16 protein-coding genes are annotated in these 19,726 nt (G+C 47.3%); 9 read left to right on the forward strand and 7 right to left on the reverse strand.

Going from position 1 to position 19,726, the window contains the following annotated elements; genetic code table 11:
• Nucleotides 1-259: 259 nt before the first annotated feature.
• A complete protein-coding gene (tig, locus tag QUB20_RS11750) occupies nt 260-1,678 on the reverse strand; it encodes a trigger factor (protein ID WP_333246260.1) in 1,419 nt (472 codons plus the stop codon).
• Nucleotides 1,679-2,353: 675 nt separating this feature from the next.
• On the opposite strand from tig, the gene QUB20_RS11755 reads away from it, so the two are divergent.
• The 4 genes from QUB20_RS11755 to QUB20_RS11770 all read left to right on the forward strand — a co-directional run bounded on the left by QUB20_RS11755 (nt 2,354) and on the right by QUB20_RS11770 (nt 6,918).
• Nucleotides 2,354-2,557 carry a hypothetical protein gene (locus QUB20_RS11755; protein WP_333291365.1) on the forward strand — a complete coding sequence of 68 codons (204 nt, stop codon included), beginning with the start codon at nt 2,354-2,356 and terminating at the stop codon, nt 2,555-2,557.
• Between the two features lie 132 nt (nt 2,558-2,689).
• Nucleotides 2,690-3,733 carry an aspartate-semialdehyde dehydrogenase gene (locus QUB20_RS11760; RefSeq protein WP_333246262.1) on the forward strand — a complete coding sequence of 348 codons (1,044 nt, stop codon included), beginning with the start codon at nt 2,690-2,692 and terminating at the stop codon, nt 3,731-3,733.
• Nucleotides 3,734-3,840: 107 nt separating this feature from the next.
• Entirely contained in the window at nt 3,841-4,734 is an 894-nt protein-coding gene (dapA, locus tag QUB20_RS11765; protein WP_333054761.1) for a 4-hydroxy-tetrahydrodipicolinate synthase, read from the forward strand.
• A 297-nt stretch (nt 4,735-5,031) separates the two neighbouring features.
• Complete coding sequence (locus QUB20_RS11770; RefSeq protein ID WP_333246264.1) at nt 5,032-6,918, forward strand: ribonuclease J; 1,887 nt, start codon at nt 5,032-5,034, stop codon at nt 6,916-6,918.
• A 475-nt stretch (nt 6,919-7,393) separates the two neighbouring features.
• Here the strand turns inward: QUB20_RS11770 and QUB20_RS11775 are convergent, their stop codons facing one another.
• The 4 genes from QUB20_RS11775 to QUB20_RS11790 all read right to left on the reverse strand — a co-directional run bounded on the left by QUB20_RS11775 (nt 7,394) and on the right by QUB20_RS11790 (nt 9,909).
• On the reverse strand, nt 7,394-7,669 hold the full coding sequence (locus QUB20_RS11775; RefSeq protein ID WP_333054763.1) for a MoaD/ThiS family protein: 276 nt from the start codon (nt 7,667-7,669) through the stop codon (nt 7,394-7,396).
• Nucleotides 7,670-7,861: 192 nt separating this feature from the next.
• Complete coding sequence (gene thrC, locus QUB20_RS11780) at nt 7,862-9,160, reverse strand: threonine synthase (protein ID WP_333238003.1); 1,299 nt, start codon at nt 9,158-9,160, stop codon at nt 7,862-7,864.
• Between the two features lie 271 nt (nt 9,161-9,431).
• On the reverse strand, nt 9,432-9,587 hold the full coding sequence (locus QUB20_RS11785; protein WP_333291369.1) for a hypothetical protein: 156 nt from the start codon (nt 9,585-9,587) through the stop codon (nt 9,432-9,434).
• Between the two features lie 61 nt (nt 9,588-9,648).
• Nucleotides 9,649-9,909 carry a MoaD/ThiS family protein gene (locus QUB20_RS11790; RefSeq protein ID WP_333238006.1) on the reverse strand — a complete coding sequence of 87 codons (261 nt, stop codon included), beginning with the start codon at nt 9,907-9,909 and terminating at the stop codon, nt 9,649-9,651.
• A 494-nt stretch (nt 9,910-10,403) separates the two neighbouring features.
• On the opposite strand from QUB20_RS11790, the gene QUB20_RS11795 reads away from it, so the two are divergent.
• Complete coding sequence (locus QUB20_RS11795) at nt 10,404-10,691, forward strand: hypothetical protein (protein ID WP_333246267.1); 288 nt, start codon at nt 10,404-10,406, stop codon at nt 10,689-10,691.
• Between the two features lie 539 nt (nt 10,692-11,230).
• On the opposite strand, the gene QUB20_RS11800 is transcribed toward QUB20_RS11795, so the two are convergent.
• Nucleotides 11,231-12,607 carry a cytochrome P450 gene (locus tag QUB20_RS11800; protein WP_333246269.1) on the reverse strand — a complete coding sequence of 459 codons (1,377 nt, stop codon included), beginning with the start codon at nt 12,605-12,607 and terminating at the stop codon, nt 11,231-11,233.
• A gap of 138 nt (nt 12,608-12,745) precedes the next feature.
• On the reverse strand, nt 12,746-13,351 hold the full coding sequence (locus tag QUB20_RS11805) for a hypothetical protein (protein ID WP_333246271.1): 606 nt from the start codon (nt 13,349-13,351) through the stop codon (nt 12,746-12,748).
• A gap of 685 nt (nt 13,352-14,036) precedes the next feature.
• Here QUB20_RS11805 and QUB20_RS11810 point away from each other — a divergent pair.
• The 4 genes from QUB20_RS11810 to QUB20_RS11825 all read left to right on the forward strand — a co-directional run bounded on the left by QUB20_RS11810 (nt 14,037) and on the right by QUB20_RS11825 (nt 19,415).
• Nucleotides 14,037-14,645: a COP23 domain-containing protein gene (locus QUB20_RS11810; RefSeq protein WP_333246273.1), complete on the forward strand. Its 609-nt coding sequence runs from the start codon at nt 14,037-14,039 to the stop codon at nt 14,643-14,645.
• 265 nt (nt 14,646-14,910) lie between these two features.
• Entirely contained in the window at nt 14,911-15,165 is a 255-nt protein-coding gene (locus tag QUB20_RS11815) for a hypothetical protein (protein ID WP_333246276.1), read from the forward strand.
• A gap of 484 nt (nt 15,166-15,649) precedes the next feature.
• The gene (locus QUB20_RS11820) at nt 15,650-16,873 is read left to right on the forward strand and encodes a COP23 domain-containing protein (RefSeq protein WP_333054773.1); all 1,224 of its coding nucleotides are present in this window, start codon (nt 15,650-15,652) and stop codon (nt 16,871-16,873) included.
• A gap of 328 nt (nt 16,874-17,201) precedes the next feature.
• Nucleotides 17,202-19,415 (forward strand): phosphoketolase, encoded by a 2,214-nt coding sequence (locus QUB20_RS11825; protein ID WP_333246278.1) that lies wholly within the window; start codon nt 17,202-17,204, stop codon nt 19,413-19,415.
• Nucleotides 19,416-19,726 lie beyond the last annotated feature (311 nt).

Here is a 19,726-nt window from a genome sequence, read left to right on the forward strand (position 1 = left end):
TCCAAGAGCCAATTAGTGTCCACTTAAGCTTTCAGCCTGCCAAGTCCACCAGTGGGCCCGCTAGTCCGCCAGGGAATCAATTCCACGGGGCTTATAGCTAAAGTCCTCGCTATGAGGACTAATGAATTATTCAGTCCTCATAGCGAGGACTTGCGCTTTGAGGCAGGGGTTTAAACCCCTGCCGGACTGCGGGTTTAACGTGTTTGTTTACACGAAGAAGGGCTGGCGTGCGCTGTCCCTACTACTTTGATTCTGCGCCCTATTCTTCGCCTACGACTTCCACTTCAACGCTCGTGGCTGCTTCTGCTGAATCTTCAGCGTCCGATTCTTCTGATTCTTCTGCTGCTGCAGGAGTCAGTGAGCCTTCAGGTACGAGTTCGATTGTTCCTTTTTCTTCCAACCATTTCAGGGTTTTTTGTTTGAGCAAGTCTTCTGCTACAAATTCCTGCAACCTTTGGGGGTCAAAATCTCCTTTGGGAAACTGCTTTCTGATTTTTGCTACTTCTGCTTTTACTTCTGCTGGTTCAACAGATAAGGATTCCAGCTTGGCTACTTCTGCCAGAGCTAAATTCTGCTTGAGGCGCTCGATTGCTTCCGGGCGCGAGCGTTCCCGCATCGGCCCCATATTTTCTTCGGTAAACAGTTGGTTGATATCTATGCCGTAATTTTTCAATTGGAGGGCTTGTTGATTCAACAAATAATCGATTTCGCGATCGAGCATTGTTTCGGGAATTTCCACTTCTATTAGCTGCACAAGGGCTGCTGATATAGCTTTTTCCTTATTAGCTGATGTCTTGTTTTCTTGGTCTGCTTTAAACCGAGTTTCGAGCGATTCGCGCAGTTCTGCTAAGGTTTCAAACTCGCTGACTTCTTGGGCGAAGTCGTCGTCCAACTCCGGCAATTCTTTTTCCTTAAGTTCTTTGAGGGTAATCGTAAAGACTGCTGGTTTTCCGGCTAATTCTTCACTGCTATACTCTTCGGGGAACTGTACAGAAACTTCTCTCGTTTCTCCTGGATTCATCCCGATCATGCCTTGGATAAAGCCCGGTACAAACTGATTTTCCGACAATTCTACTTGGAAGTCTTCTGCTTCGCCACCGGGAATTTCTGCGGGAGTTTCGCCTTCTGGTGCTTCCGCAAATCTGCCGGCGAAATCAACCAAAGCCGTGTCTCCCAACTGAGCCGGCCGGCCTTCTACGGGGATTAAAGTAGCTTTGTCCGATCGATATTTTGCCAATACCTCATCTACCTGACCCTCATCATACTTAGCTTCTTCTGCTTGAAGCTGCAAACCTGTGTACTGACCCATTTTCACTTCGGGTTGTACATCAACCTTCGCCGAAAAAATCAGAGGCTGTTCTGGATCGAACTTCTCTAGTAATTCTTCAAACTCGGTGCGAAGTTCAAAACTGCCAATTGCCGCAATTTTTTCTTGTTCGAGGGCTTTTTGCAGGGAATCATTAATCAAATTTTCCAAAGCCGTCGCCTTCAAACGACTCTGGCCTAGGCGCTGTAGCAAAACTTGACGGGGAACTTTGCCTTTGCGGAACCCAGGAATACTAACCTCGCGAGCAAATTGTTTAATTACTTGCTCGTAAGCTTGTTTTGACTTTTCTGACGGTACTTCGATTTCCAGACCAATTTGGCTAGCTGGAAGTTTTTCCTGGGTTACTTTCATCGGCTTTTTTGATATTTAACAATAGTGTATTGACACTCCCTGTCCTTTAGGTCAGGGATTCTTAATTCAGCGACTGACCTTAAAATGTTGCGTCCTTTCGGCAATCCTCAAACTTTTTAACCGTAGAAATCCTACCAATTAACGAGCCTGATTCGCAGTCATCCCTCTTGGTCTATCTCCAAAAGCGTACTAGGATATTTACCTAGAGTTCGGGTATGCCCTACCCTACTTAACAAGACTAAATAGTTTGTTTCTCTGGTTAAAGGAACTGTGTTAAGCCCCTAGCTGTTTATAGAGTTTTCGCCGCTCTTTGTCCCCCGGTTTACGCGCCAAAGTGTGTCGTTAACTGTTTTTATGCACTAGGGCGCAGGAGTTTAACCTTGACTACTCTAGAATACTAGAAATTTCCTGACTTTTAGGAAGGGATTTAAGAAATTAAAGCCGTCCTAGAAGGACAGGGTTTTAGACCCAATTTCCTTGATAAAATACATACAAATCTGACTTTGCCTGCATTTTAATTTTGTACGCTTTGACTCGTAACGGCACAACTACAACACCTTTACCGGATGAGACTGTAAGTCATTGCCGGCTACTTTTTTGGCTCTTGCCAAATAGTTTGGGTTTGAGGATACTAGCTTTTGCTAGGAATGTGGAGGTTAAGTCCACTAATTGCCGATGCACCATAGCACATATCGCCCTGTGATGTCAATCTTGCCGGTCTCTGCGGCCAGTCAAAGTCAATGGATGCGCCTGCGAAAATGCAGATATATCGCAAAACTTAACCGGATGCGGATTGGGCGTGGGCGAGTGGCAAAAGATGCTAAACTGGCATTGGGTACGATCGCACGGATCGATCGGGAAGTTCGATCGCCCTTTTAGGTTAACTGCACCATTGCTATCCTCTCATGCTCCTGATATCGCATAACATTAATTAAGTTTGATATTGAGAATTGCAGTTATTTAAATTTTTGATTTCGATCCTTTAGACTTTAATTTGTGGAGGAAACTAATTTGTCTCAATCCTATCGAGTTGCCATTTTAGGAGCTACCGGCGCAGTCGGGGCCGAGTTGCTAGAACTCTTGCACAGCCGGAGTTTTCCGATTTCTAACTTGAAGCTGCTGGCTTCGGAACGTTCAGCAGGCACAACTTTGCCTTTTGGTGGCGAGATGCTGCCGGTCGAAGCAGTTTCGGCGCGATCTTTTGATAATGTAGATTTGGTGCTCGCCTCTGCCGGCGGCTCTACTTCTAAATTATGGGCTCCGCAAGCTGTGGCAGCCGGGGCAGTGGTAATTGACAATTCTAGCGCTTTCCGCATGGATGCGACGGTACCGCTAGTGGTTCCCGAAGTCAATCCCCAAGCGGCAGCAGCTCACCGAGGTATAATTGCAAATCCCAACTGCACGACTATTTTGATGGCGGTTGCCGTTTGGCCACTTCACAAAGTTAGGCCGATACAGCGCATCGTTGTAGCAACTTACCAGTCTGCCAGCGGGGCGGGGGCCAGGGCAATGGAGGAAATGAAAGCTCAAGCAAGAGCAATTTTGCAGGGAGAAACTCCCAAAACAGATATATTTCCCTACCCGTTAGCATTTAATTTGTTTCCGCACAACACCCCGATTAACGATTTGGGGTATTGTGAAGAAGAAATGAAAATGGTAAACGAAACTCGGAAGATATTTGGTACGGACGAGATTAAAATTACGGCAACTTGTGTGCGGGTTCCCGTACTGCGGGCTCATTCGGAAGCGATTAATCTAGAGTTTGCAGAGCCTTTTAGCGCGATCGAGGCCAGGGAAATCTTAAAGCAGGCAAGCGGGGTTAAGCTGGTAGAAGACTGGCAAGCTAATTATTTCCCGATGCCCGCAGAAGCCAGCGGTAAGGATGACGTGTTAGTCGGCAGGATTCGCCAAGATATTTCTCACCCCTGCGGGTTGGAGATGTGGCTGTCGGGCGATCAAATTCGCAAAGGGGCGGCTTTAAATGCGGTGCAGATAGCTGAGTTGCTAGTCCAAAAAAAATTGTTGCGAACCCAAGTGGCGGCGGCTTCTAATTAGGGGGAACCCTGGCAATTAGGAAATTGAAATTGGGGATTTTAGATAAACCTTTCATCTGAAATCAAAAATTTAAAATCAAACATCAACAGTCTAAAATCGGAGAAAGTGTGGTAAAGTTTGGACGGGTTCTGACTGCAATGATTACGCCGTTTAAGGAAGACGGCAGCGTTAACTATGCGGTAGCAGAACAATTGGCAGTTCATTTAGCCGATCGCGGTACAGATAGCTTGGTAGTGTGCGGCACTACTGGCGAGTCTCCCACTATGACCTGGGATGAAGAGTACGAATTATTTCAGGTGGTACAAAAGGCGGTGGCCGGTAAGGCGTTGGTAATCGCCGGAGCCGGATCGAATTCTACTTCAGAAGCAGTCGCAGCTACCCAAAAAGCAGCTAAACTAGGGTTAGACGGTTGTTTGCAGGTGGTTCCTTATTACAACAAACCCCCGCAAGAAGGTTTATATAATCATTTTCGGGCGATCGCGCAATCTGCTCCAGAATTGCCTATAATGTTATATAACATCCCCGGTCGCACTGGTCAGAATATGTTGCCGGAGACGGTGGCTCGATTGGCCCAAATTCCCAACATTGTGGCCGTAAAAGAAGCAAGTGGCAACTTGGATCAAGCAAGTCAAATTCGGTGCTTGACATCCCCTGAATTTGCCATCTATTCTGGAGATGATTCCCTAACTTTGCCAATGTTGGCGGTAGGAGGATCTGGTGTAGTTAGCGTAGCCAGCCATCTGGTAGGAGAACAACTGCAACAGATGATCAAAGCTTTCGAGGCCGGTCAAGTTCAAGTCGCTACCCAGATTCACTTGCAACTTTTTGACCTGTTTAAAGCTCTTTTTCTCACCACAAATCCCATTCCCGTCAAGACAGCTCTCAAGCTTCAAGGCTGGGATGTCGGCTCCACCCGTCCGCCCCTGTGCGATCCGCCCGTTGAGGTAACTCAAAAGTTAAAGGACGTACTGAGTCAGCTAGCAGCAGTATCAGCTAGCTAGACGAGCGAGAACGAGTTTTCAGACAACTGAATATTGGTTGTTATCAGTCATTAGTTCTGAGTTATCAGTCATTAGTAATTAAGTGTTAGTAAGTAGCTAACAGTCAAGGATTAAAGACTGAAGATAGAAGAATGAAGGCCAAAGACAACTGACTGTACGGGAGAGTAAAACCCGCCAGGGATTTTTCCATAAATATTTGGAAAAATATCGCCCTACCAACGAACCGTAGACGAAAGACGAAAGACGACAGACCATAGACCACAGACCAATAACAAAAATAACTAACAAAGGATACGCATGATCAAAAATACAACTGCATCTGCTCTAAAAGTTATTCCCCTCGGCGGGCTGCACGAAATCGGTAAAAACACTTGTGTGTTCGAGTACGGCGACGAAATCATTCTTTTAGATGCCGGTTTAGCGTTCCCGACAGATGGAATGCACGGGGTAAATATTGTCCTTCCCGACATGACTTACCTGCGGGAAAACAGCCACAAAATTAAAGGTATGATCGTGACTCACGGTCACGAAGACCACATAGGTGGTATCCCTTATCACCTCAAACAATTTGAAATTCCAGTCATCTACGGCCCGCGTTTGGCGATGGCTTTGCTAGCCGGAAAACTCGAAGAAGCCGGAGTGTCTCACCGCACTGAATTGAGAACGGTTAGACCCAGGGATACTGTCAGAATTGGCAAGAATTTCTTAGTCGAATACATCCGCAACACTCACTCGATGGCCGACAGTTTTACGGTGGCAATTCACACTCCCGTCGGAATTGTGATCCACACCGGAGACTTTAAAATTGACCACACTCCTGTAGACGGCGAGCATTTTGATTTGCAAAAGCTGGCGGAGTACGGCGAGAGAGGCGTGCTGTGCTTGATCAGCGATTCTACTAACTCGGAAGTTCCCGGTTTTACCGCTTCGGAAAGTTCTGTGGCGCCGAATTTAGACAGAATTATCGCTCAAGCACCGGGACGGATAATGCTGACGACTTTTGCTTCGTCGGTACACCGATTGCAAATTGTTTTGGACTTGGCTAAGAAAAACAATCGGTATGTCGGAGTGGTTGGCCGGTCGATGCTTAACGTCATCGCTCACTGCCGCAATCTTGGCTACATCAAATGCGAAGATAGTATTTTCAAACCGCTGAAAGAAATCCGCAATTTGGCAGAAGACAAGGTGCTGATTTTAACTACAGGTTCCCAAGGCGAACCGATGGCGGCGATGACTCGCATTGCTAACGGCGAACATCACGAACTGAAAATCAGAAAAGGCGATACTGTCATTTTCTCAGCTAATCCGATTCCCGGAAATACGATCGCAGTGGTAAACACGATCGATAAACTGATGATGCTAGGAGCACACGTGGTTTACGGCCGCGACAAAGGCATTCACGTTTCCGGCCACGGTTGTCAAGAAGACCAAAAGTTAATGATTAACATGACTCGTCCCAAGTTCTTCTTGCCGGTTCACGGGGAACACCGGATGCTGATCCAGCACTCCAAGACGGCTCAAAGCATGGGCATTCCCGCTAGCAATATGGTGGTTATTGATAACGGCGATGTCGTAGAATTGACCGAAAATTCGATACGAGTTGCTGGCCAAGTGCCTTCAGGAATTGAATTGGTAGATGCTTCTAGATCGGGCGTTGTCAAAGCTAGCGTCCTCAAGGAACGTCAGCAGTTGGCCGGAGATGGCGTTGTAACTGTAGCGGCGGCTTTGAATTGGGAAGGCAAATTAGTTGCCAAACCAGAAGTTCACTTGAAAGGCGTAGTGACATCAGCCGATCGCGCAGAGGTGATCAAATTAATCACTCAAACCATTGAAACAGTTTTGAGCGATCGTTGGTCAGAATTTGTAAAACCTGCTACTTCAGACTCACAAGTTGATGTTGACTGGGTAGGAGTGCAAACGCAAATAGAAAAGGCTATTCAGCGAGTGATGCGCCGGGAACTGCAAAGCAATCCGTTGCTGGTATTCCTGATGCAAATTCCTGAAGAAGCAGTGCGATCGGAAAAAGCAGCAGTATCTCCAGGTGCCCTGGAAGCACCTAAGCTATTATCCTCGCAATCATCGCAATCATCGCCGTCATCGCCATCATCCCCATCCTTGCCATCTCCTGCCAATCAGGTGACGGGCCGGCGCCGTCCCCGGACTGCTGCAAGGGCAGCTTCCTAGTAGGATAATTCTCGGACGCACTGCGAACAAAGAAAGGAGTTTTAGGTTTGGTAGTTGCGCTTGGGTACCCAAGCGCAACTACCAGCCTAGATATAAGAAATGAGAATTAAATAACTTCCACAAGATTGTGGGATGGCGTCCCGCCCGTCCAAAAAGGACGGGCGGGACGCCCATCCCACAATAACAATTAAAATTGTAAGTTATTTAATTCTCATTCCTTACCTAATCCGGGATTTGTAGGATTTTCTCGGTTAAGCTGTGGAGCATTTAAACCAGTAACGAGGCTAGTAGGGTGCGTCAGCTTATAACCCTTACGCTGAAACGGAAAACCTTAGATGCTGACGCACCTTACGCAAGCCCTTTAAATGCCGAACAGCTTAGCGAAGGAGTAGTTTTTAAACCGTAAATAAACACAAATGAACGCAGATAGATTTAAATAACTATCTGCGTTCACTTGCGTTTATTTGAAAATTAATCAGCCACCAGCAACAGCAGGAACAATGCTGACTTCATCGCCATCTTGGAGGGCTGTGTTTGAGCCATCCAAAAAGCGGATGTCTTCGCTGTTGACGTAGAAGTTGAGAAATCGGCGGGGTTCTCCCTTTTCGTCGCACAGGCTTTTTTTGATGCCGGGACAATTGGTTTCCAGCGATTCAATTAATTCGGAAATGTTATCGCCGGCGCATTCGATGGTGGCTTGATTGTTGGTAAATTTTTGCAGGGGGGTTGGAATTAAAACTTTGACGGTCATTTTTTTAGTCCTTAGTCAGTAGTCAGTAGTCAGTAGTCAGTAGTCAGTAGTCAGTAGTCAGTAGTCAGTAGCTTAATAACTAATAACTAATGACTAATGACTGATGACTATTAATCAGTAGTCCTCAGTCAGTAGTCAACAGCTTAATAACTAATAACTAATGACTAATGACTGATGACTAATGACTATTTATTAAACCGAAACTTGTTGCCATTCTAGGCGTTCGAGCGTGCGGGCGCGTTCTAGGGCGCGCTCGAATGCTTCTAGTTTCGGTTCGAGGGTGATAGGTTCGCCGATGTAGCCTTGAACTGCTTCTTGCGTTTTCAAACCGTTGCCGGTGATGTAAACGACTGTGGTTTCATCGGGATTGATTTTACCTGCTTCTACGAGTTTCTTCAAGACTGCGATTGTGGTGCCGCCTGCGGTTTCAGTGAATATGCCTTCAGTTTCTGCTAGCAGTTTCATGCCTTCGATGATTTCGGTGTCGCTGACGGATTCAATGTTGCCGCCTGTTTTGCGGGCGATTTCCAAGGCGTACATACCGTCGGCTGGATTGCCGATCGCGATCGACTTAGCAATTGTATTCGGTTTCACCGGTTTGACGAAATCACGGCCTTCGCGGAAGGCTTGGGCGATGGGGGAACAGCCGTCAGCTTGGGCACCGCTGAATCTGACTTTCTTTTCGTCCACTAAACCGACTTCGATGAATTCATTAAAGCCTTTGTAAATCTTTGTGAACAAAGAGCCGGAGGCGAGGGGAGCGACGATGTGATCGGGCAATTGCCAGCCTAGCTGTTCGGCAACTTCGTAACCGAGGGTTTTTGAGCCTTCGGAATAGTAGGGACGCAAGTTGATATTGACAAATCCCCAGCCATGTGTATTGGCGACTTCGCAACAGAGACGGTTAACTTGATCGTAGTTGCCGTGAACTGCCATGACAGTTGGATTGTAAATCAGAGTGCCGAGGACTTTGCCTGCTTCTAAGTCGGAGGGGATGAAGACTACGCAGTCGAGTCCGGCGTGGGCGGCGATCGCAGCCGTAGAGTTAGCTAAATTGCCGGTGCTGGCACAGGATACCGTTGTGAAACCCAATTCTCTCGCTCTGCTGAGGGCGACTGACACCACTCTGTCTTTAAAGCTGAGAGTGGGCATATTGACGGCATCGTTTTTAATATAAAGATTTTTTAGACCGAGGCGGCGCGCCAAGCGGTGGGATTTTAATAGAGGAGTCATCCCCGTGCCGACATCGATGACGTTATCTGTAGCGACTGGTAAAAATGCGCGGTAGCGCCAGATCGAGTTGGGGCCGGCTGCGATGGTTTGGCGAGTGACGCTGCGGCGGATGGCGTCGTAGTCGTACTTGACTTCAAGCGGGCCAAAACAGCAATCGCAGACGTGCTTGGCTTGGAGTTCGTACTCTTCGCCGCATTCTTTACATTTGAGGGCTGTGAAGGTTGCTGCTGTGGATTGTGTTCTGGTGGCCTGGGTCATAGCTCAACTCTCTAGTTTTGCGATGTTTTCTTAGTCTTGTGCAAGATTAACACGGTCAATTTACCTCGTCAACCATACCCGATTTTTTTAGTCGGGATTGATTTTTCAATTAAACAGTGGTGTATTTAACTTTGATATTTGGGCGGGCGGGACGCCCAGACCACAAGGATTTGAGTTGTTTTCAGGATCGGGTTCTTAATCCAGATTTTCAGGCCCGCACGCCAGCCCGATCGATCTCAAGGATAATTTGCCGACGAAATTGTTACAAAACTTAATAAATCTTTTTTGGGTGCACAATTGGGCAGTCGTGCGATCGAACACAACTACAAAACCTCGAATTTTTGATTAACTGAGATATTGCACCATTCTCGCTTAACAGGCAAGATGCCTGTTCCACAAGAGATGAATTTTCTTGTGGAACAGGCATCTTGCCTGTTCATAAAAAGCTTATTGAGAATGGTGCAACATTTCAGATGAACCAACTTCGCCTACCCGCCGCTGACGGGAGGGATGAGTACAACTTCGTCGCCGTCTTGGAGGATGGTGTCGGGGGGGACGAATTCCATGTTGAGGCCGAAGCGGGTGCGATCGCGCCATTGTTCTAATTGAGGATATTGGGCGATCGAGCTTTCGAGCACTTGAGACACTGGGGTTTCGGGAGGAAGTTCTAATGTAAGTTCCGAAACGCCGTAGGCTTCACCGAAGGCGGCGAACAGTTTAACGGTGATGGTAATCGAAGAGTTAGACACGGCTGTTGAGTGCGATCGACGGTTTGGCAATTATCAAGTACACCATACAATTAATTAGTAATTAGGCGCACCGAGGCTTAGAATTGAAAGCGGCAACCTCTAGTTAAGTTTTACCCCATCGGGTAAAGATGATAGTTGATTGCAGCAAAAACTCTTAACAGGATTGTATGCCGATCGCTCTCACCAACCAGGCGTTAGAAGCAGTTGGCATCCACTTAGATGCAGCTAGCTAAGGTCTAGTTGGCTGCTGTTGAGGCTAATGCGAGAATATTTTTTGAGGATGCGGTATAGATACTTTACGGTAATTGTGGGAGAGTACAAAAAGCTCGCACTACATTTAGCAGGCAACAACGCAGACAAGGCCCTCCCAACCCGCTTTTCCTGACAAAAAATCAGGTTATAAAGTGTGGCTTGGGATAGTCAAACCTTTGCCATGCTTAGCAAGCTAGCCGTTCTATCTAAGAAGAATACTGAAGTTAACGCGATAGAAATATATGGCAAGTAACGATTTTAAAGTGCTTCAGATTATTGAAGCTAAAGGCTGGTATGCCTTTGGCAGTACCAAGCAAAGCCAGCACGTTGAGAGATGGGTAAGACCTGTAGTGTGTTGGGTTTTAATAGAAGATAAAAAAAAGCGACGGGTTGTGACAGCTACCGCTAGCTATCAAATCCAGATTGACGACAAAGAAGTCGAGTTTTTTGCCCACGAAAGCGAAATTCAAGATATGGAGAGTCTCCCGAAGTCTGTCTCGGTGTCAGAATTTCTGAAAACAGAAGATTGAGAGAAGGGCCAAAGGAGATAATTTAACAAGTTATTAATTATTCCTTAGTGATTCCTTAAACTTGCTGTCGGATTCTATTGGAATTAGAGGGAGAAGCTCTACATTGGGGAGAGGGGCAGAGGGGGACAGGGGGAGAATTTATATTTTTGCCTTGCCTTCTGCATCTTGTCTCCAATGCCTGAAGTAGCCCAAAAAATAAAGAGGCCGGAAGATTGGTGGCAATGCCAACACGCTTCCGACCTTGCTGAATAACAGGGTATGCATATGTTTTTAAAGTATGGCAGGGATGCTTTTGAGATATCAAGAGGACTATTGCAATCACCCACTTTTGCTTTCAGGCTGTGTTTGCGAGGCTCCTATTATTTTAGACTGAGAATTTGAAAATTGAGAGGGGGGAGGCTTACAGGTTAAGGATTCTAGCTATTTATCTGTAGCGGGTGCTACAAAAAATGGTGGCATTGGCGGACGATCGCACCTTCTCGCTAAATTGTTTGCACTCAAAGCTGAAAGTTCGATCGCCCCCTGCAACTGCTGCGACTTTAAACCCCACTCAGAACAGGTTCAGGCTTCTGCTGCGGAATCCGCCGCCCCAGCAGGGCCATCCGCACGCCCCCGGCAGGCCCTAAAGTCACCCCTCGGCGTTTGGCCTGTACGGGCTTTTTCTCGGCCAATACTAGGTCAAAATCCCGCAAAATCGTTGCCAGCACCAGTTTCATCTCCAACTGTGCCAGCGCCAAGCCGATACAGCGGCGGCTGCCACCTCCAAAGGGCAAATACTCATAAGGCGAGAATTGCCTCTCCAAAAACCGTTCCGGTTTAAATTGCAGGGGTTCTGGATACAAATCCTCCCGTCTGTGGGTCAAATAAATCGAGGCGATGACAACCGTGCCCGGTTCGAGTTGATATCCCATCAGTTCCACGGGCGTGAGAACTTCTCGCGAAAACGTCAGCATTGCCACGGGGTAAATTCGCAGCGTCTCCTGACAAACAGCACTCAGGTAAGGTAAGCGGAAAATCTCCATCGGGTCGGGATTTTCCCCCAAACTGTCCAATTCTTGCAGCAACTTCTGGCGCACCGAGGGCAAACTGTGAATCCAGTAAAACGCCCAAGCTAGGGCCGTTGCTGTGGTTTCGTGGCCGGCCAGCAGCAGCGTCATCAACTCGTCGCGCAATTCTTCCTTCGTCATTGGTTGCCCGTTTTCGTCGCGCGCGGCCATCATTAAGCTGAGAATGTCGGTGCGGCTGGTGTCTGGTTGCTGTCTGCGTTCTTCAATTTCCGCGTCGATGAGTGCGTCAACTTTCCGCTGCCGCTGTTTCATGCGTCCCCAAGGACTCCAAGAGCCCCAATCTTGCTGCATCCAGCCGAAAAACAGTATGCTCGATCGCAGGGGAGAGTTGGTCATATCGACGACTGAGGCAAGTAAGGGCCTGAGTGCTTGTAACCGCGGCCCGTCATCCATGCCGAAGACAGCCTGCAAGATTACCCGCATGGTGACTTCCTGCATGGCGCTGCGGGCCACAAAAGGTCGATCGACCGACCACTTGCTGGCAACATCTTGAGCTATATCGCAAATTAGTTGACCGTAATTCCGCATCCGTTCGCCGTGAAAGGGCGGCATCAATAATTGGCGCCGGCGTTTGTGCCTTTCTCCTGAGAGGAGAAACATGGATTGTTCTCCCAGCAAGGGTTTGAGGAGGCTGTTCAGGCGGCCTGGAGCGTGAAACGCGTTGCTGTTGAGCATCTCCTGGACAGCTTGGGGGTGGCGGATCATCACCAATGGTTTCCCCTTGTTCAGTTGAGCGGTGAAAATGTCGCCGTATTGTTTGGCACATTTATCCATGAATGTCAGGGGATCGCCGATCCATTGAATTAGCTGCACAAAGGGTGGATCTGTGGGGCCGTTAGGTAGTGTCATAGGAATTACCGGGGTTTGGGTCACAGGACTTAGCAGCATCAAAAAACCTCAAAGGGTTTGAAGGTTTATTTAATCCCTCCCAACCCTTGTTTTTAAGGGGAGAATTGTGTAATTCCCATCTCCAATAATTTTAATCGCTTATTCTCGAACTGTGCTCAAAATATCCTCTCCAAGCTCTGTAAAACGAACAGTTTTGATTTGCCAAGGAGCATAACTGGTTAAAGTTTGGCGCACGCCCCCGAACAAACCTAACATTTGACAACTGGACAAATTTTGCAATTTCTGCCGCGAATTTCCGGAGGCTCGCAGATCCACGGTAGCTATTCCGAGGTCGCGATCGATCTTGAGGCGATAGCCAGCCAAACTAAGACTATCGAAAATCTGCTGCTTTAACACTTCATTAACCGCCGATGACATTAACTGGTTCTCTGGGCCTGTAACTGTTTCCGGCTTCAGAGTTTGACACAAATTATCTACCTTATAAACCGTAACGGTGACAGTATTTTCTGAGAGGGCAGCACTGCCTAAAACTGAGGCAACAGAGTTAGAAGGCTGCGTTAATTGACTCGATCGAGCCTCAATTTGATTTCCCGTTAGCTGTAGGTGTTGGAACTGACGGGCGCTTGCTGAGAGTTGGCTCTGGTTTTCGGTTGAGGTAGCTGCATCTGAGCTAGAACAACTGCTACCGCCCATCAAAATTAACCAAACGCCTAAATATCCTAACTGTTTGCAGATACGGTTCATAGTTTTTAATACTCTACTAAACGTCAGTGTATGGAGGGTAAATTTTGGTGGTAGAAAGCACTTAGACCCTGATTACACTTACTTAGAAGTATTTCCCGCAGTACGGAGATGAAAACAAGTTAAGAGTTCTTGTTAATACGTGGATTTTAGTGTTAGATCAGGTAAGAGGGGTTTTACCCCTCAAGGGTGTAGCCCAGCAGTTTACCTGTCTCAGCAGATCGAACTCGCGACCCAGCTCGTAAGTGATATCAAATACCTTGTCAGTGGTGTGATGTACCGTTGCAACTCGATCCCTTCCAAGGTCTGAGGTGAAAAGCCTCTTTCCGGTTGGTAAAAGCCTGAGTTTTATTAGTAGTAATCAGGACAGAATTCAGATTGGCGCGCGTATTTTAAGCTCGCCTTCGGCGCGGTTTGTGAACGCCGTCGAAAGCGGGGTTAGAAGGAATACGTAAGGTAAGTTGCGAACAATATCAAAACTTACGCATCAAGAGCGAAGAAACCGGGTTTTTTAACCAGGCATAAGGGCTGCAACGAAGTGTTTTCGTAAAAAAACTGGTTTCTGGTCAAGTCGCGAATAACATTATTCCGAAGTCAGCGGATCTTTAATGAACAGGCGCGTCAAGAGGGTTATCTCAGCATTCGGTGATTTTTGTCCCGAATCCTCTAAATAAAGAGTGAAAATATCATGAAACAGCAATTATTGACAAAAGTTTTGGTGGCAACAGCGATCGCCCTCAGCGGCCTGTCGGTTGCTTCTGAACCGAGTTACGGTCGGCGAGCACCGGGGGAAAGTGGATTTTGGTGTAACACCTCGACCGGTGCGCCGGTGACGGTGTACAAAAACCCTAAAGGTGCCGTAGAGCCTTGGATTGAGTGGACTTCCGATTATTTCTCCAGTTCTGGCTACGATCCGGCAACTCGGTGTCAATTAGTGAGTCAACGCCTCGAAACCTATCGCCGCCAACGAATGCTTAAGTACATTACTGCGGGCCAAATGAACGGCCAGAACGTCATCTGCACGGCGAATCAAGTCAATGGGCGGTGTCAAAATTTGATTTATACCCTCAGACCCGGCCAGGACCCGATCGGCTCTTTGTATAATTTGTTGGCTTGGCGCCAAGGATATGTTGGGATGCCGTCTTTTGATGAGACCAGTAAAATTCCTTACATTGATGTCAGGGAAAAGCTAGGGCAAAACACGGATGATGAGGTGCAACAGCCTTCTTTTCCCCACCGTTCGGACAGCCTTAAAGATTGGCAAATTTTCCATCCCATCACCAATTCCAAGGATTGAGGTGGAAAAGTTGGGGCGTCATTCGATTTTAGATTTTAGATTTTAGATTTTGGATTTTGGAGGCGACCCCACGGATAAATTCGGGGGCTTGAGGATTTTAGATTTTAGATTTTGGATTGATTCCACGGATCAAGCCGGGGGCTTGTACCATCAAGAAATTCTTGGTCAAACAGCGGTACGCATCCCGACCGGAATATCTTCTGGTTCCGGGACGATCGTCCGGCAGCAGGGCCAAACCTATACGGTGCTCACTAACTAGCAGGTTGTGGCGATCGGACTTGTCACCGACGACGGCCTCCTCCACCCACTGCTAGGAGTTCTGAGGCGGCTGGGCAATACCGATCGGGCGATCGTTATGTTTCGCAGCGCGATCGAGTATAAAATAGCACTATTCAGCCTTGAACCCGGAGCGGTGTCTGAGCCAGTGTTGGCAGTCGGCTTTCCTGGGGGTGCTGAGGTTAGGAGTTTCGCTGACCACGAATTTCAAAGGTGGTACCCGCCACGTGATTTAAGTAGGTAAACAAAATTAATAATTGCCGACTGAGTTGACTTAAAACCCTTGATACGTCTAAAGAGTAACAAAGTCGGATGTGTAATTAATTTTGTGTAGGTACTTATCCGTGGAGTCAATCGAAAATCGAAAATCCTCAAGCCCCCGCATTTATCCGTGGGGTCGCCTCTAAAATCTAAAATCTAAAATCTAAAATCGATTGACGCGGGCTTCGTTTCGGTGCCGCTAGCCAAATCTTTGCCTCAAGGTTATAGGTTGGGCTATACAAATGAGGTAAAATCGGTATGAGTGGCGACCCGATTTTTAATGCCAAAGGTTTCTTGATTGGGATTAACTGTAGGGGCAAGTATCGAGATCCAAATTTTTGCGTTTATGCTTTTGAAGAGGGAAGTGAACCAACAGCGGAATTATCGGAAAAAATGGTTAAATCCAGTTGGGGAATTCCAATTAGTATATATTGGCAGTTCGCCTCGTTTCATCTAGGGAGTTATCGATGAATGTGTGGAGTTTGCGGTTTGACGCGCTGACAATCATCTTGACAGGTGCATTAACAGTGACGGCGCTTGTCAGTCAACAATATGCTGCCTGTGCCAAAACAGCAGAAGAAATTGCCCAGCTAGCGACCTTGACAACTGTGGAAGTCAACAATACGCTGGGTTTTTTTGCTAGTGGTTCGGGAGTAATTATTGCCAAACAGGGTAATATTTACACTGTTTTGACAGCTAATCATGTAGTGGCAAGCCTCGCTCAAAAATACAGCATTCGCACTCATTTAGAGAAGGATTATGCTGCGATTAGAATACAGCGCCTACCGAAAAATGACACGGATATAGACTTGGCTTTGATCCAGTTTCAGAGCCGAGAACAGTATCCAGTAGCACCAATGGGCGAGTCAGAACGTGCTGTTGTTGGTTCTGCTATTTACGTTTCTGGCTATCCGCTGCCAATTTCGGGAGTTGAACGAAAACTTGAGTTTACTACTGGTATCATCTCTTCTCGCTTGGGCAGCGCCTCATCAGGGTATCGTCTGCGCTACCAAGCTGTAACCAGGCGCGGGATGAGCGGCGGGCCTGTATTTAATGCTGATGGCAGGGTAATAGGAATTCACGGTCAGGGGGATACTGTTGGCACAATTAGAAGTCAGTGGAACGGTCAGATTGAGGAGATAAAAACGGGGTTAAATGCGGCAATCCCGATCGATGCTTTTATGGCATTGCTTTCACAAAACAAGCGTAACGGCTGGGACATTCTCAGCAATCTTTCTCTCAGCAGCGCCTCGGATCAAAACCAGCCGAATCGGAGTTATGGAGGATTTGTATGCGATACCTCCACGGGCGAGCCGGTGACTGTGTATCAAAATCCGCAAGGGTTCAGGGAGCCTTGGATTCGCTGGAATTCTAATTTCTTTTCTAGTTCTGGCTACGATCCTTTAACTCGCTGCCAACAAGTGACTCAGCGCCTTGAGAATTATAACCGAAATAAACAGCTAAATTATGTGACGGTGGGTATAGTAAATAACCAGAAAGCGATTTGCACGACTAGCCGCGTTAATGGGCCTTGCGAAGGTTTGATCTACACGCTGCGCCGCGATCAAGATCCGACTCCTGCACTTAGCAGTTTTTTTGTTTGGCTGCGGAATCAAAAAGCTGTGCCTTCTCTTTCTGAAAGCGGTACTGTGCTGTATATCGATGTGCGGGAACGGCTGGAACAATTTTAGATTGGCGATTTGAGATTTGAGAGGGATTAGTAATGGGTAAACACAGAACCCGGATTTATTAAAAAACTCCGGGTTCTCAAACAACTACTTATTAGCTGAAAATTTGAGAGATTTTACTTATTTATCACTGACATAAGCTGTCGCGCATTTAAATTGCATATTCGAGGCGGGCGGGACGCTCAACCCCTACTCCCCACAAGACTTTGATTGTTTTTTGACAGACAATTTAAAGGCCGCAACAGCTTAATAGAACTCATGATTTTTTGGAACACGGAAGCTATAAAATTACTATTATATTAATCCAATTCAAATTTTTCCGGTATCAAGCATGACAGCAACTACCCCGCAGGCAACGTCAACAACGCCCGCTTTTTGCGAAGGCATTCAATATTTTTCTGAAACAGTCCCTGGTTTTGATACTTATGGGAAAACACCTGCGATCGCCGAGGGGAGCAAGTCGATCGCCGATCCTGCCGATCCCGTCGCCGTCTTTCAAACGATGCTGGGAGCAGACGCCCTGCGCTACCTGACACTACAAGTTACCGCCAGCAAGGCATCGGGACATCCGGGGGGTTTTGCTAGCCAAGCTGAGGCCTATGCCGCTTTGGTGATGCTCGGACACAAAAACATTGTCACCGAAGTCGGCCATCACGCGCCCGGCTTTTACAGCGCCATGTTTCTCGATCGATCTTTGGAGGATATGGGAATTTTCAACGTGCAGCAAGTACGCGATAAATTCCGAGAAAAAGACGGTTTGTTAGGACATCTTTCCGGTTTCATTCCCGGCCTTTTAGCACCGGCCGGCCCCCTCGGACAAGGGCAGCATTTCGCAATGGCTGGAGCGCTTTTGCACCGCGAAAAACTGTTTGCTTTCACAATGGGCGACGGCGGCATGGGCGAACCCTATCCGATGAGCAGTATGGCGCATTTCCACACTGCTTATCCGAGTGTTACTAACTTTTTGCCTGTGTTGGTTTGGAACGGATATTCTCAGGAACATCACAGCATGGTTTCGACTAAAACTAATGCTGAAATGATTGCTTATTGGCAAGGCAACGGTTTTGAAGAAGTTATCTTAGTTGATGCTAAGGAATTTGACGATAAAAATCAACCGGAAGATTATGTGGACAGCACTGCTTTTTCGCTCGAACAGCGGATGGCATTTACCAAAGCTGTTTTACAAGGAGTAGACAAAGCGGCAAAATCTGCTCTCGGTGGCAAATTAACTGCGTTTATTATCAAACAGTTGAAAGGGGCCGGGGTTCACGCGCGCGGAGCAAAATCTCACAACCTTTATCCGAAAGATACACTGGATGCTCCGCACATTATCAGTGCTTTAAAAGAGCGCGCTTTGACTGCTGCTGCTTGGGAGTTAGTGCGGACAAATTGCGAGCGTGCGGGCGGCGGGCCGGCGGCTAAAACAGTTGTTACTGAGTTTACATTGCCGCTGGCAGATTTAGGCGAATTGCCTTTAGAAGAATTTGCAGTTGGGGGAGAAGCGAAGATTTCGACAACAGCAATGGGACGTTTGGTAGGGAAAGTCGGCGAGTGCGATCGTACTTTTCTTGTGACTAATGCTGACGGCAATGAAGCATCGGCAATTGCCAATATCAACCAAGCTCTCAAAATTATTCACCCGACGACAGATGACCTGTACAATCAATCGCCAAACGGTCAAGTTTACGAACCTTTGAGCGAAGATGCTTGCGCTGGTTTAGCCGTAGGTTTATCGCTATTCGGAGCGCGGAGTTTGTGGTGTTCCTACGAATCTTTTGCCATCAACGGTTTACCAATTTGGCAAACTGTAACCCAAGCAATGGCCGAATTGCGCCGTCCAACTCCGGCAACTGTCACCTTATTTACAGCGGGTGCATTGGAACAAGGCCGCAACGGTTGGACGCACCAACGGCCGGAAATTGAGGCTTATTTTGCGGCGATGATGCGGAACGGAAATGTGTTTCCTTTGTTTCCACCGGATGCTAACAGCATTCAAGCTTGTTACGAGTGGGCTTTGACTGCTAAAAATAAGGGAGTTGTGATTACTGCAAGCAAGTCGCCACTGCCAATTCGCACTACTTTGGAACAAACTCGCCAAGGTTTGCAAGACGGTGCAATAGTGCTGCACGAAATAGCAGGAGATAAGACAGTTGTGTTTGCAGTTGTTGGCGACATGACGTTAATGCCAGTGTTTGAAGCAGCCGCATTTTTGGAAACAGAAGGGATTGGAGTGCGGATTGTTTCTGTTGTGAATCCTCGGCGTTTGTACCGTGCTAGCGATGTTGCTTGGGATACTTGTTCGGAAGCTGACGGCGGCTTTTTGAGCGATGAGAAATTTGCCGAAATGTTTGGCGGAGATGCCTTGATTGGCGTGACAGGCGGTGCTTCTGGGATGTTGGAACCTGTGATGCTCCGCAGCAATTGCAAGCGGGATACTTTCGCTTGGAAGCGGGGGGAAACTACTGCTAGTGCTGGTCAGTTGATGGCGTTTAATGGGTTGACTGCTGAGGCGTTGACTAAAAGGGCGATCGAGCTAGTTCATTAAGTTAGAATGTGAGTGAATGCCCCTGCCTAGTTTGTGCTGGGTAGGGGCTAGTAATATTTCAAATAGGATGTTGATACCTATGACAGCAAAAATTTTAGAAGAAAGGCGAAGAACATGAAAGCTTTAAAAAAGCGCTCGCTAATATGAAAATTTATAACTTTGATATTAAATCTGTTATACCAATTTTTTATGAGGTTGCATAGAATCCGATCCCCCCTAGCCAAGGGCGGGCACGCAGGGTGGATTAATTGTCAAAAGAGTAAACCAGTGGGGCTAGGCTATTTGCTGACGAGCACGCGCCAGATTTAATT

This window comes from Microcoleus sp. B4-C2 (assembly GCF_036705265.1).
Classification (GTDB): Bacteria; Cyanobacteriota; Cyanobacteriia; order Cyanobacteriales; family Microcoleaceae; genus Microcoleus.

Excerpts from the sequence above, each read along its gene's own strand:
- thrC (WP_333238003.1), bottom strand. The coding sequence starts at position 9,160 with ATGACCCAGGCCACCAGAACACAATCCACAGCAGCAACCTTCACAGCC.
- QUB20_RS11810 (WP_333246273.1), top strand. The coding sequence starts at position 14,037 with ATGAAACAGCAATTATTGACAAAAGTTTTGGTGGCAACAGCGATCGCC.
- QUB20_RS11775 (WP_333054763.1), bottom strand. The coding sequence starts at position 7,669 with ATGACCGTCAAAGTTTTAATTCCAACCCCCCTGCAAAAATTTACCAAC.
- QUB20_RS11825 (WP_333246278.1), top strand. The coding sequence starts at position 17,202 with ATGACAGCAACTACCCCGCAGGCAACGTCAACAACGCCCGCTTTTTGC.
- QUB20_RS11800 (WP_333246269.1), bottom strand. The coding sequence starts at position 12,607 with ATGACACTACCTAACGGCCCCACAGATCCACCCTTTGTGCAGCTAATT.
- QUB20_RS11820 (WP_333054773.1), top strand. The coding sequence starts at position 15,650 with ATGAATGTGTGGAGTTTGCGGTTTGACGCGCTGACAATCATCTTGACA.
- QUB20_RS11785 (WP_333291369.1), bottom strand. The coding sequence starts at position 9,587 with ATGCCTGTTCCACAAGAAAATTCATCTCTTGTGGAACAGGCATCTTGC.
- QUB20_RS11770 (WP_333246264.1), top strand. The coding sequence starts at position 5,032 with ATGATCAAAAATACAACTGCATCTGCTCTAAAAGTTATTCCCCTCGGC.
- tig (WP_333246260.1), bottom strand. The coding sequence starts at position 1,678 with ATGAAAGTAACCCAGGAAAAACTTCCAGCTAGCCAAATTGGTCTGGAA.
- QUB20_RS11755 (WP_333291365.1), top strand. The coding sequence starts at position 2,354 with ATGCACCATAGCACATATCGCCCTGTGATGTCAATCTTGCCGGTCTCT.
- QUB20_RS11795 (WP_333246267.1), top strand. The coding sequence starts at position 10,404 with ATGGCAAGTAACGATTTTAAAGTGCTTCAGATTATTGAAGCTAAAGGC.
- QUB20_RS11805 (WP_333246271.1), bottom strand. The coding sequence starts at position 13,351 with ATGAACCGTATCTGCAAACAGTTAGGATATTTAGGCGTTTGGTTAATT.